The 13,753-nt window shown below is 42.6% G+C and carries 13 protein-coding genes; 3 read left to right on the plus strand and 10 right to left on the minus strand.

The genetic code is table 11. The annotated features are described in order from the left end of the window. Positions 1 to 16 precede the first annotated feature (16 nt). From F907_RS00800 to F907_RS00755, 10 genes are all read right to left on the minus strand, one after another. Positions 17 to 1,624 (minus strand): ABC transporter ATP-binding protein, encoded by a 1,608-nt coding sequence (locus F907_RS00800; protein WP_005240387.1) that lies wholly within the window; start codon positions 1,622 to 1,624, stop codon positions 17 to 19. A 98-nt stretch (positions 1,625 to 1,722) separates the two neighbouring features. After that, positions 1,723 to 2,229, minus strand: a complete 507-nt coding sequence (locus F907_RS00795) for a nucleoside deaminase (protein ID WP_005240389.1) — start codon at positions 2,227 to 2,229, stop codon at positions 1,723 to 1,725. Positions 2,230 to 2,326: 97 nt separating this feature from the next. Continuing rightward, complete coding sequence (locus F907_RS00790) at positions 2,327 to 3,235, minus strand: hypothetical protein (protein ID WP_005240392.1); 909 nt, start codon at positions 3,233 to 3,235, stop codon at positions 2,327 to 2,329. Positions 3,236 to 3,547: 312 nt separating this feature from the next. Beyond that, the gene (locus F907_RS00785; protein ID WP_005240395.1) at positions 3,548 to 4,489 is read right to left on the minus strand and encodes a LysR substrate-binding domain-containing protein; all 942 of its coding nucleotides are present in this window, start codon (positions 4,487 to 4,489) and stop codon (positions 3,548 to 3,550) included. Positions 4,490 to 4,607: 118 nt separating this feature from the next. Then, positions 4,608 to 5,225: a glutathione S-transferase family protein gene (locus F907_RS00780; RefSeq protein ID WP_005240397.1), complete on the minus strand. Its 618-nt coding sequence runs from the start codon at positions 5,223 to 5,225 to the stop codon at positions 4,608 to 4,610. After that, entirely contained in the window at positions 5,222 to 6,136 is a 915-nt protein-coding gene (locus F907_RS00775; RefSeq protein ID WP_005240399.1) for a hypothetical protein, read from the minus strand. The genes F907_RS00780 and F907_RS00775 overlap by 4 nt, the downstream gene beginning before the upstream one ends. After that, complete coding sequence (locus F907_RS00770) at positions 6,129 to 6,785, minus strand: Rieske 2Fe-2S domain-containing protein (RefSeq protein ID WP_005240401.1); 657 nt, start codon at positions 6,783 to 6,785, stop codon at positions 6,129 to 6,131. The genes F907_RS00775 and F907_RS00770 overlap by 8 nt, the downstream gene beginning before the upstream one ends. Positions 6,786 to 6,827: 42 nt before the next feature. After that, entirely contained in the window at positions 6,828 to 8,006 is a 1,179-nt protein-coding gene (locus F907_RS00765; protein WP_005240403.1) for a BMP family ABC transporter substrate-binding protein, read from the minus strand. A 352-nt stretch (positions 8,007 to 8,358) separates the two neighbouring features. Next, positions 8,359 to 9,273, minus strand: coding sequence for a DMT family transporter (locus tag F907_RS00760; RefSeq protein WP_005240405.1), 915 nt, complete (start codon positions 9,271 to 9,273; stop codon positions 8,359 to 8,361). 105 nt (positions 9,274 to 9,378) lie between these two features. Next, a complete protein-coding gene (locus F907_RS00755; protein WP_370538958.1) occupies positions 9,379 to 10,032 on the minus strand; it encodes a TetR/AcrR family transcriptional regulator in 654 nt (217 codons plus the stop codon). A gap of 136 nt (positions 10,033 to 10,168) precedes the next feature. Here F907_RS00755 and F907_RS00750 point away from each other — a divergent pair, with 136 nt between their 5' ends. The 3 genes from F907_RS00750 to F907_RS00740 all read left to right on the plus strand — a co-directional run bounded on the left by F907_RS00750 (position 10,169) and on the right by F907_RS00740 (position 13,670). Further along, positions 10,169 to 11,401 (plus strand): MFS transporter, encoded by a 1,233-nt coding sequence (locus F907_RS00750; protein WP_005240408.1) that lies wholly within the window; start codon positions 10,169 to 10,171, stop codon positions 11,399 to 11,401. Between the two features lie 266 nt (positions 11,402 to 11,667). Beyond that, the gene (locus F907_RS00745; protein WP_005240411.1) at positions 11,668 to 12,882 is read left to right on the plus strand and encodes an MFS transporter; all 1,215 of its coding nucleotides are present in this window, start codon (positions 11,668 to 11,670) and stop codon (positions 12,880 to 12,882) included. A gap of 14 nt (positions 12,883 to 12,896) precedes the next feature. After that, on the plus strand, positions 12,897 to 13,670 hold the full coding sequence (locus F907_RS00740; RefSeq protein WP_005240413.1) for an AraC family transcriptional regulator: 774 nt from the start codon (positions 12,897 to 12,899) through the stop codon (positions 13,668 to 13,670). Positions 13,671 to 13,753: the final 83 nt, after the last annotated feature.

Below are 13,753 nucleotides of genomic sequence, written 5' to 3' on the forward strand. Positions count from 1 at the left end.
TTCAAATGATATAGACCTAAGCGGATGCGTCTAAAACGCTTGGACTTTGCGATTGCCGATGCAATCCGGACATCATCAAACCAATCGTTTCAGCATTGGTTTCATTCACAGGTTGAGCTTCACTTAGGCGACCTGCGGCCAAAACAGCAATTCGATCACTGATCTCAAATAACTCTTCCAATTCTTCAGAAATTACAATAATGGCGACACCCTGACGCGACAGATCAATTAGTGTTTGACGAACAAAGGCGGCTGCACCGACATCGACCCCCCAAGTGGGTTGGGCCACCAGCATAACTTTAGGCTGTTGCAAGATTTCACGACCTACGATGAATTTTTGTAGGTTGCCACCCGACAAAGAACGCGCGACAGCCGCCGTTCCAGAGGCCTTTACCGCAAATTTCTGCATACAGTCTTGTGCAAAATGACGCGCTTTTTCGTAATTGACCAATCCATAACGCACAAAACCTTGTCGAAATGCGGTCAGTAAAGCATTTTGAGTTAGACTCATCGCGGGAATAGCGCCTCGTCCCAAACGTTCTTCAGGCACAAAACCAAAACCCAGTGCGCGGCGCTGTCCCGCATTTAAATGGCCGATCGCCCGTCCCTCTAACATTACGCAGCCTTTTGCAGTCGTTATTTCGCCAGACAAGGCCGTCAACAGTTCGGCTTGCCCATTTCCTGAAATACCTGCAATCCCCAGAATCTCTCCTGTTTTCACACTAAGCTGAATATGTTCGAGCGAGGTTCCAAAAATATCAAGTGCCTGAACATTGAGCTGTTTCACTTCAAATATAGGCTTACTCTCGCCTACATAAACAGGATGTTCATAAGCAGGAAGATCACGCCCAATCATCATCTTAGCCAGACTCACGGTACTTTCCTGTTTAGGAATAGCAGTTCCTGTCACGGTTCCACCCCGTAAAATAGTAGCGCAATCACATAAGCTCTGTATCTCATGGAGTTTATGACTGATATATAAAATTGATACCCCTTCACTGGCTAAACGGCGTAACGTTTCAAACAAGATTAATACCGCTTGAGGCGTGAGTACCGAAGTAGGTTCATCTAAAATTAACAATGATGGGTTTTGCAATAAACAACGTACAATTTCAACACGTTGTCGCTCTCCAACCGATAAACTATAAACGGTTCTTTTCGGATCAATGGGCAATCCATACTTTTCAGAGACTGCAATGACGCGCTTGGATAATACGTTTAGATCAAATTTTTCATCCAGACTCAGGGCAATATTTTCCACTACCGTCAACGTTTCAAATAAAGAAAAATGTTGATACACCATACCGATTCCCAAACGTCGGGCCGCAGCAGGACTTTCGATCGTGACAGAGCGACCATTCCAGACAATTTCTCCTTCATCAGCCTTGACTGCCCCATAAATAATTTTCATCAGGGTACTTTTGCCTGCCCCGTTTTCACCCAATACTGCATGGATTTCACCGGGTGCGACCTGTAAATTAATATGGTCATTGGCCACTAAACTGCCATACTGTTTCGTTATATTGATTAACTCCAGACGATTTTTCTGCAAGATAGGTGCAGGTCTGCTGGTGCTCATATTCAAGTCTGGATTAACAGAGATTTTATCGGTCGGTAAAGCCATCAGGTCATCTCTTTAGCTCATGTGATTAGAGAGAAGCAAGGGGCATGCCATGCTGCAATCACTTTATTTTGTGGATCATATTTAAATAAAAAATCTGTTTAGTGACTTAATTCAGTCCAAAACCCTTGATGTGCTTGCGCTGCTTCTTCACTCAAACACGGCCCAATGACCCTGATTTCGCGTTGTCCACTAGCAAATACCTGACGACAAGGTAAAGATAATGTCGGGTTTTCTGGGTGATTCCCTGTAATTTCGAGGAGTTGTGTTTCACTCATGCCATAGACGACCCGACCAATGCCGGTCCAATAAATCGCACCAGAACACATCGCACAGGGTTCAGCATTGGTATATAAAGTACAGTTACGCAACTGTTCCAATGACAAAAGTCGTGCGGCCTGCCCTGCTGCAACAGTTTCAGCATGACGGGTGGGATCACCCGTCGGAGGTAATGAATTATTGCCTGCCTGAGTGACAACCTCGCCTAGTGCATTCACCACAATTGCAGCAAAGGGATGCAAGCCTTGCAATTTAGTTTGTTCTGCCAATTCAAACGTTTTTCTTAGAAAAAACAGATCTTGCGCTGTTGCCTGATCATTTAATGTCATTTTGATGTCTCTTTTAATTCAATAACGATTGATCTTAAAGACGGAGCGTAAGTAAAAATTTTCTATTTAGGCTCTATCTGCATCATTGCCGATATTTTTAAAAATGATAGTCAACCCGAACCATTGGTGTACTGGCCGTGGCACCTTTTCCTGCAAAGCCATCGCTGTCACTGCCAAATTTATTTTTCCAATACTCATAGCCTGCGCCTGCGCGTAACTTGCTGCCTTTTAACCCAATAACTGGGCCCAAGTCATACATCACACTTACATCAATATGGGTTTCAGCTTTTGTATCACCACCAGACTCATTTTTTCCTTTTGAATCAATCCAAAGTGCATATCCTTCAAAAGATAGCGGTGTTTTTCCAATTGGAATGCCCCATGTAAACTGTGCAGCAGCATGAGTGTCATAGGTGTAACGCCCCGAAGAATACCCAAATCGCGGGGTATCTGATGAAGGATCATTACTTTCAAATAATGCCAATACGCTAAAATCTAGAAAACCAGGCACATCAAATTGAATAGTTGGCCCTACGACCCACATACGTTTTTTTGAACCATAACTATCATTTTTAGTGTTCCAGTCCAGCCCCAATGTTAAACCTGCACCACGAATGTAACCTGGTACAGATAAATTTGTTTTAGTAATGGCGCCAACATCCAGATAACGACGAATGACCACATAGGCTTCCTGAGTTCCTTTAGCATTGGATTGAGTGCTATTCGGTTCATCATCTGACTGAAGCAAATCGACATTAAAGAAATTTGAACCATACTTATCACCACTGGCATGGGTCAGATTAAAAATTTGTTTGGTGATATCGGTACGACTGCCATCTGAATCATTTTTATACGGTTCTGCAAATTGTGATCCATAACGCCATCCAATAGAGGTATCGCTCCATGTGGAAGCCTGTACAGATTGCATGGTTCCAATTCCCCCCAGAATAGTAGCCATAGCAGTCATTAGCGTTTTTAATGCATTCTCTTGTTGGAATACCTTCATTGCACATTTCCCCTTATCATGTTCTCAAGATCAAAGCTCACAATATTCATCTCAAGACTCATAATGATGGCTTTTCAAAAATCACGTTTGCCCAATGCAAAACGATCTGACCCTGTGATAAAGGCAAATTTCCTACCAAAGATTGGCATATTAAAAATGTGCAATGTTGCTTATGTTAAAACAGATATAAACAATAAGATGATTGTTTTGAACCGATGTCATGAAATCACAGACAGAATTTAGCACAGGAAAATGAGCGTTATCTTCCTGTGCTTAAGCAGAAGTAATTGAGACAATGAGCTTAGATATTGGTTAATTGACCACATGACTATCGTTTCTCAGAACCGAAATCACCAACTCTCTGAACCAGCGAAACTCAGGAGAACGATGCTGACGTTCATGCCAAAGTAGATAATAGGAAATTTTGGGAAACTGGATTGGCGCATCGGAAATAGTCAAAGGCAATAATGCACTATAATGGCGAGAAAATGAGCGCGGCGCAGAAAAAATCGCGTCAAGTTGTAGCAGCATATAAGGAATCATTCCAAAGTACGGAATAAATGCCACAATATTACGTTTTAGGCGTTCTTTGGATAAATGTAAATCGATAACTCCACGTTGCCCAACGGTATAAGGTGTTGGAGCAATATGATCAGCATTAAGATAATCATCCATCGACAAGGTCTTATGCGCCAGAGGATGTGACTTACGCAGCAAACAGACCACTTCATCCTCGAACAATGGAGCAAGCCGTAAATATTCAGGAGGCTGTGGCCAGTTACCAATCACCGCATCGTACATACCACTTTCCAATGCGTGTGCATAATCTACATTATGTCCCATGGAATGCATGATGACCGTGCAATGGGGTGCTTCAACATGAATCCTGCGAAGAATTTCACCAATCGCGATGGGGTTTAAATAGTCCGATGCTGCCAGATTAAATATCTGACGCGATTGTGCCGGATCAAAATTAACTTGTTGGGTGGCAATTAATTCAAGCTGGCTTAATACCTGACTCACTGGCTCGAGTAAGGATAAACCACGCTCAGTAGGGGTCATGCCATTACGGCTACGCACCAAAAGCTGATCACCTGTGATCTCCCTTAATTTTTTTAAAGCGGTACTAATGGCCGGTTGTGATTGATTTAGTCGTTTGGCTGCATTAGAGACACTTTTTTCTGTTAAAAGCATATATAAAACTTGCAGCAAATGTGCATCTAATGCTTCCCATTTATTTGTAGGATGAATCACCAATCTGTCCTTATCTAAGATCACCCGAGTCCATAGGCAAAATTTATACCATCTCTGGGCTACAATAAGGCAGAACGATTCATAATGATGAAAATAAAAACGATTTTTACGATTTATCTCAGTTGATAGCCAATAAACCAGCCATTGGAATAAATTTTGGTTGATGGCGAATATGATTGATCCAACGACGAATGTGTAAAAAAGGCAGCAAACTTACACCCGCATCCCAAGCCAATGCAACTTGAGGAAATACAATCAAGTCAGCGGCCGTCAGTTGCCCACGCAATAAATAACGGTGTCCGCAAATGGTTTGCTCACATAAATGATCATCCAGCTCACGGAACTGCTGCGCTGCCTGCTGAAGTAATCTTTTCTCATCTGTCAAAAATTGATCCATTGTCAGACCGGCCTGACGTAATTGTCCCAAACTCAGTTTGAGTTTCTCATTAAAATCATGCCACTCCTGTATTTGCGATGACAAATAAACTGGTATCCATTGAGATTGTGTTCCTGTTAATTCAATTAAATATTGAAAGATAAACATCAGCCCAGATATGTTTGAAGAAGAATCTAATAAAACTGGCGATTCAAATTGATTATCGAACTGTTCAACATCTGCATATACAGACTGGTAAGGAAGTTGTAAAAACTCAAGTAACAAACGTACGCTATAGCAATCTGTCGATAATGGATCATCGGCAAAATTTAGAGGCAATGTTGATAGATTCACGTTCATACCACTTGCTCCGTTTGTATGCTTTTATGTACTCCATAGCTCCAATTCTTGGTGATCAGCCATTTGCGATATGCAGTCGCCAGTGCATCAGCTTTGGTCGGAATTTCCAGTTTGTCCAAAGGAAGTTTTAAAGGCACATGATTTTCCAGAATCGGTTTGTCCTGAGTAAAAATTTTCTGCTGAAATAAAACCATATCGGTCATGCTGCTCGTCTGATCATCCAAAATCATCAGCAAATGCGCCCGAATATGAGTTTCACTCAGGGGTTGAATAAAAAGACACACTACATCAGCAGGAATAATCCCCTTAGCCGCAGTATTCACTTTATATAAAATCGCGTTTAAGGGGGAAGCAACGCGATAGATATATTCAGTTTCCTGCGGCTGGGGTGAACTCGGTGCGGCAAGTGGTTGCGTAAAAAAACACTCCGTTGCCCAGATTTCATCGACATCTTCACGCCATTCAACGTGATAGGGTTTGACTGCAGTTTCTGGTTCAGCTCCCAAAATACCAGTATGGACATACGGAAAATGTGCCATATCCAGAAAATTTTCTATGCCACGTAGTGGTGAAGTGCGTACCCCGTAAGCACCACACGGCACACGGCGTGCCTCTACAACCTCATATTCATCAAGCTGAAATAATGGTTTTTTTTCAGTTCCGACACATAACCATACAAACCCAAAAGCCACTTGCACAGCCAAATTCAACATGTCTACATCGAGTGAATCGAACTTCACCTGATAAACATGGACATCATTGATGATATCTCGATGGATCGTTAAAATTTGTCCATCCAGACATGTTTTTATCTGCTGGCACCGAACGAATTCCTGCTCTGACGCAACCACAATCCATTCCCCCATCAAACTAGATGAAATCATCTGCGAATACTGCTGTGTATTAGGCATGGCTGAGTTTCTCCGACTCCAGATTTTCTCGCATCTGTCTTAATAAAGGATAACATTGAGTAGGCTTTGCGCTTTGTAATAGCATGGCATGTACCGTTACAACATTGGTCTGTGTCGGCGTGAGATAAATACGCAATCTACGATCTGCTGCATCATCTCGCCAACTCAATCCATTATGCATAGCGCATTCAGTCAAACCCGCTTCCAATAAATAATCTTGTACTTGAGGGAGTGTGACCGAGATAGTGACAGACCCTGCATAGACTAATTGTATTTCCTCAAATAAAGGATCAATGTCAGGTAAAGCATCTTCGCCATACCAGATCAGGCCTGAATTTTCCATGACTGCATAAGATCTTGCACATACACTTTTCGGTGCGCGCTGTTCAGGCTGAGCAGGAATACGCTGACAATGCCCATCTTCTGCGGCAAACTGCCAACCGTGATAGGCACAGACCAGACTTTCACCCTGTACCTGCCCCAAACTTAAACGCACACTACGATGTGGACAACGGTTTTCCCAGATTTGAACATGACCCTGCATGGAACGCCAGACAGCAACATCTTTCCCCCTCACCAGAACCTGCTCTACCTCACCTGTTTCGATCAGTATAGAAGGGACTAACGGAATCCATTGACCTGTAATCATGCCCATTTTCCTCAATATAACTTAAACCACTTTGCCCAATTTTTATTTTGGCAATACACCTTGCACGCCTTGTACATAGAAGTTCATTTTGTCGAGTTGCGCTTCGGTATAAGCACTCCCCGCCTTAACAAATTCTTTACCTGCCTGTGTATATAGAGGGCCAGCAAATGGATTCAATTTGCCTGCTTTAATCGCATCACGACGAGCTAATACCATCTTTTTGGCATCCGCAGAGACCGCTGTGCCAATATTTTCAACATTGATCGTGCCTTCTTTTACACCAGAGTAGATCGGTGCATTGCTCCATTTTTTCGCAGCAACATCTTTCAGCACTTTGTCGTAAATCGGATCCCAATGTAGTACCGCAGCACCCAATTGCGCATCGCCACCAAATTTACCCATATCTGAGTTCCAACCTAAGCCCCAAACACCTTTTTGTTTGGCTGCCTGAACAACTGCTGGCGAATCAGTATTTTGTAATAACACATCACAACCTTGTGAAATCAAAGCCAATGCAGCATCACGTTCTTTACCCGGATCAAACCATGAACTCACCCAAACCACCTGTGTCGTGATTTTTGGATTAACACTACGCGCGCCAATGGTAAAAGCATTGATATTACGCACTACTTCTGGAATGGGGTAAGAACCGACAAATCCAATTTTATTGGTCTTACTTTTGCTTCCTGCCAATACACCCAGTAAATAAGCCCCTTGATAGGTACGGATATTGTAGTTACCCATATTCTTACCAGACTTATAGCCCGTCGCATGCATAAATACGGTATTCGGATAAGTACGTGAAACTTTTTCCATCGCATTCATATAGCCAAATGACGTTCCGAAGATCACTTTATTGCCTTGCTGTGCTAGATTACGAAATACTCGCTCCGCATCTCCTGTTTCAGGCACATTGGCAACAAAGGTGGTTTTTACTGCTCCTTTCAGATCTTTTTCGGTGCGAATGCGAGATTGGTCATGTGCATATGTCCAGCCATGATCACCTGGCGGACCAATATAAACAAAAGCTGCTTTGAGTGGATCAGCCGCATAAGCTGCAGTCACCATTGTTGCTGTTGTCGATAGAGCCCCTACGGTGAGTAAACCACTACTAGCCGCACAAAATGCGGTCTTTTTAAATTTTGAGAATAATTTTGAAAATAAACCCTGCGGGCTTTGATCGTGTAACGTATTTGGATTTTTGTTCATTTCAATAGGCATCGCATTACCCCAATTTTGTTATGGTATAAACGCCAGAAAATAAAATTGCTCGAATCACAATGATCTATTTTCCAGAATACATAGAGGTAAAATGCAACGTTTGCGCCAACATTCAGTTTAATATTTTTAATTGATCATTTTTAAATAAAGGTTATACAAAAATTAAAATAGATCACTCTTTAAATTAAAAATAAAATTCATAACAATCAAATTGTTAAAATAAATTTTTTTAGCAACCGCTACTTTCTCTTACGGCGCAATAATCGCTCCAAAAAGTAATTTCTTGATCGTGATAATTATTTTGCACAAGTGTGGAACATCTAGGACCCACACCTGCTTCAAAATCGTATTTCTAATTCCGAAGTAACTGCGCTACCTTTGCAGGAGTTTTCTTCTGTGCCATGACAATACCGATCAGAATCATGATCCCACCAATGCTATGATAAACAGTCCAATGTTCCGACAACCACAGGCTGGCAATAATTGCGGTAAATACAGGCATTAAATTCATAAAAATACTGGTACGGTTTGGGCCAATCGCCTGTACCGCCACCATCCATAATAAAGGTGCAATCAGCGATGGAAACACCCCTGCATAGAAAACACTGGCTGCATTTTCAGCATTAATCCCATCTAGGCCAAGCCAGAGTAGAAATGGCAGGTGATACAACAATGCAAACGCAATTTGTACATATAGACTGGTCAGCAATGGCAATTGCAGCTGCCATTTTTTTAGAAAAACCCCATAAAAGGCATAGAACCCGACAGCGAGTACCATCACCGCATCGCCCCAGTGTCCGCCCTGTGCAAACAAACTGGAAATATGCCCTTGGCTCATGACATAGATCAAGCCAGCAAAGGACAACAGACTGCCAAAAATCGCAAAACGGTTTGGTGCATCTTTTAAAATGAAATAAGAGATAAAAATGGTAAATATCGGGACAAAGGCATTCACAATGCCCATATTGGTTGCGGTGGTATAATGCGCTGCGGTATAAGAAAGACCTTGATACAACACCATCCCAAAAGCACTCAACACCGCTAATTTAGGCAGGTATGGCACAATTAAACTGCGCTGTTTCCATACCTTGGGCAACATGAATGGTGTTAAAATCAGAAAAGCCACAAACCAACGATAAAAACTAATACTGACGGGTGAAATATAATCAGCCACATAACGAGTCACCGCAATATTCAGCGACCAAATCAAGACGGCAATCAAGGGCAAGACAAAGGCCCATTTTTGGTATTTACTCAACTGACCCATCATTTTCTCACAATATCTCAGCAATGCTATATTGTGAAAGATGTCCAAAATAATTGAAATATTGAATTTCAGACATTTATATCGCGCTCACGACATCTGTTATGCTTAGAATAGCTCCCAAGCACGCATGGCGTGTTCAACCACCCGATGCAATTGTTCAACCGTCGCACCATCGCGTGCCTGAATAGTTAGCCCCTGCACAACCGTTGCATAAAAGTCTGTCATTTCCTGTAAAGGCGCTGTTGCTGGCAAATCCCCGTTGGCAACGCCCTGCTCTAAACGTTCAAACAGTTTTTGCTTGGTCTGCAAACGTTTTTCCAGAATATTGTGTTGCACCGCCTGTGCATTGTCCGAGCAGTTCATGGTTGCAACCACCAACATACAGCCTGCTGGTTTATTGGGTTGAGCCAAACGTTTGACGTTGTCATATAAATAAAGCTCAAATGCAACTTTGGCGGTTTTGGCTTCTAAAAAAATAGGAATTATCGGGCAAGCTTCATGTGCCAAATAATAATCGATGCATTTATAAAACAGCCCAGCTTTATCACCAAAACTGCTGTATAAACTCGGGGCAGTCAGCTCTAGCGCTTGTGTCAAATCACTGATTGACGTAGCTTCATAACCATGCTCCCAAAATAACAACATTGCTTTTTCCAAAGCCTGCTGCTCGTCAAAACACTTCGGACGACCACGCTTCTTTTTCAAGCTATCATCACATGGTGTTGGCAGAGGATCAGGTGCATTTGTCATAACAGTCACAGGTATTTTCATAACGATCACTATCAAACTAATTGACGCAGCAACATTAATCAACTATTTTATTTTATAGCGATCATTATAAAACTTATTATTTTTAAATTTTATTGTTATCCGACTAACAATAAACGGAATTTTTATGGAAAACTCATCTGCAACTGAGATCAGCTCACTGGAGTCAAACCCTTCGCAAGGGAACTGGCTCGCGCTGCTTTCAGTGACATTCAGTGCCTTTGCTTTAGTTACGGGTGAATTTCTTGCCATTGGCGTACTCAACGACATCGCACGGGATTTCCAGATCTCAGTGGGAACAGCGGGTCTCACGGTTTCGTTAACTGCAATTGTGGGTATGTTCGCTGCTGTGCTGATTCCAATTTCAGCGAAGACACTCGATCGACGTAATTTGCTCTTGCTGCTCACTCTGTTCATGATTGTTGCCAATCTTCTTACTGCATTTGCGCCTAACTTTCTCCTGCTTTTAGTCGGGCGCATTATTTTGGGCGTTGCTGTTGGAGGCTTCTGGGCCACTGCGGTTGCTTTAAGCGGCCGTCTTGCACCCCCTCATTTACCCATTGCCAAAGCTACCGCATGGGTCGCGTTCGGAGTCACTTTAGCCAGTGTATTGGGTGTTCCCATGGGCACCTGGCTGGCTCAATATAATGGCTGGCAAACCTCTTTCACGGCGATTTCATTGATGGGGATATTCCTGTTTATATTCCAGTATCTATACCTGCCTCAATTGAAACCCGCATCTTCCCTACGCTGGAAAGAGCTTCCGATCCTGCTACAACATCAGGCTGCACGTAAAGGACTGATTATCTTTCTTTTTATGGGTTTCGCACATTTTGCAGCTTATAGTTATTTTTCTGCCTTTTTTAAGCATGAACTGGATTTCTCTGAGGGCTTGATTAGCCGTTTACTGCTGGTCTATGGGATCGCAGGGATTTTTGGCAATATTTTTGCGGGCTACCTCGGACAGATCAATATTCGTTATACCTTCGCAGTGAGTGGTATTGCCTTCTTGTTTGCCTTTCTCAGCCTGCCGCTGTTTGGCACCCATATCATCTCTGCAATCATATTGACTGCCGTGTGGGGCTTCGCTTATGGCATTATTCCAACTGCAGTCAACATCTGGATGTTTACCCATGCACCCGAAGCCGTTGAAAAAGGCATGCCTATGGTAACATTGACCTTTTTAATCCTGATTGCGCTAGGCAGTATGTTTGGCGGCATTATCGTTGATTATTTTAATGGTACGATCTTATTTTTTGCCATGCTGCCCTTGGTCTTCTGTTCTCTGGTATTGATCTTTACGCTGGCACGCGGCTTAAACAATCCTAAAAACCATTATCAAAACAATAATACAGGCTGAGATGGAACCTGTCTGTGATCAATGATGAATGGTCGCCGCTATAGTACGATAAGTTAAGGCGACCGTATTGATTGCTTTCTGTTCCAGCATCCATTTCCCCGACCATGCAAATTTATAATAAGCCTTACAGATATTTTTATAATGATCACTATAAAAACATTTGACGACCTTCTATTTATGCACTATTTTATTTTATAGCGATCGTTATAAAAAATTAATCAATTCTTCACCCTTTTGTCATGCTACTGACAAATAAGGATATTCACATGGAACAATCCACCTCTTCAGACACCCGACCCACTGAAACTACACAAGGAAGCTGGTATGCAATTTTAGCGGTAGCTGTTGCTGCCTTTGCACTGGTCACCAGTGAATTCTTACCTGTGGGCGTCCTCAATAGTGTCGCGACCGACTTGAATATTTCAGTAGGCACAGCGGGATTAATCATTACCTTACCTGGTGTTATGGCTGCAATTGCAGCGCCGCTCTTGCCCATTTCCGTGAAACAGCTTGATCGACGCTATGTATTGATCTTGCTGACCGCAATTATGGTGATCGCCAATACCATTACTGCTTTTGCAGATAGCTTCAATGTGTTATTGCTTAGCCGCTTGGTACTGGGGATTTCAATTGGCGGCTTCTGGGCCACCGCCATCGCGTTAAGTGGCAAACTTGCACCCGCACATTTGCCAATTGCCAAAGCTACTGCGATTGTCATGGCTGGTGTTACTTTTGCTACTGTACTCGGTGTTCCAATCGGGACTTGGCTCAGTGAATTCTATGGTTGGCGCAGCGCCTTTGGAATTACCGCTGCCATCGGCTTAGTGGTGTTAGTACTGCAACTGATTTTCTTACCTGCACTAAAACCTGAATCTGCCATTCATTTACATGATCTGCCCGCCCTACTCCGTACACCAAAGGCGCGTAGTGGTATGTTGATTGTCCTGTTAATTGGTCTAGCTCACTTCTGTGCCTATAGTTATTTAGCGCCTTTCTTTAAAAATATTGCAGGCTTTGATGGTACCACCATCAGTTCATTGTTGTTGCTCTACGGTATTGCAGGTATTTTTGGTAATGCATTTGCTGGCTATAGCGGCAATTTAAATGTGCGCTATACGCTCGCCTTTGTCGGGATCTGTTTTGTAATCGTATTTTTCGGCTTCCCGATTTTCGCGACTCACCAGTTTGGGGCAATTGTATTGACTGCTTTATGGGGGTTTGCATTTGGTGCTTTCCCGACTTCAGCCAATATCTGGATGTTCGTGCATGCCCCTCACGCTGTTGAAAAAGGTATGCCGCTATTTGTAGGGATGTTCCAAGTGATGATTGCCACGGGTTCATTACTCGGCGGCTATGTGGTTGATCATTTCAATGAAAATATCTTAATTTATGGTGTAATTAGTTTTGTTGCCTTGGCATTGATCAGTATCTTCACTTTGGCCAAAGGCTTGAATAACCCCAAAGTGACTTTCGAAAATTAGCATGAGATCCTCAAATGAAGCGTGATGTTGCTGAACAATTTCCATTCTTGCACGGTATAGAAGTCCATGAATTTCTGTATCAAAAGGATGATATTGTCACACCTCATTCTTCACTTTGGGGCGATTTCAATTTCAGTCTGAATGGGACTTTAGAGTTTGATATTGAAGGTAAATATTACCTATCACCCCCCTGTTATGGATTATGGTTACCCCCACGAACCGAACATCAATCACTGCCGGTTGAGCATGAAATTCATTATATCTGTATTCGTCTACATCCGAAGTTTGGCGATTTTTTGGGTGCTGAATGCCGTTGTTATAGTATCGAACCATTTTTGCGGGCCTTGGTACTGCAGATCCTTGAGCAGCAAAAACAGGCTGCTGCGCCTGAATATCGTGAACATCTGCTTCAAGTTCTGTTGGATCAACTGAAACAAGCACCCGCTTATTCTCATTACCTCCCACAAAGTAGCCACCCGATCTTGGCTCCTATTCTGGAAAGACTGGCAGATCCAGATCAATTTAATCAAAGCCTGCAACAGCTCTTACAACAGTTTCCAGTCAGCGAACGACATGTATTACGCCTTAGTCAGCAGGAATTACAACTTTCATTATCTGAATGGCGTAATCGCGCCAAAATCATTTTTGCCATCAATCAGATTCGGCAAGGCATGACCATCAAGCAACTGGCTTTTACGCTGGGCTATCATCATAGCTCCAGCTTTATTGAATTCTTCAAACGCTATACCGGGCAGACGCCAATTCAACTCAAAAATTCAGCAGTCTAAAACAAATCTTTGGTTTTACTTATTATTTGTATGGATTCATATCAAGAGGATTGCACTCTGAAGCAATAGCAGTTAAAACAAAC

Origin of the sequence: Acinetobacter colistiniresistens, assembly GCF_000413935.1 — a bacterium.
GTDB lineage: Bacteria > Pseudomonadota > Gammaproteobacteria > Pseudomonadales > Moraxellaceae > Acinetobacter > Acinetobacter colistiniresistens.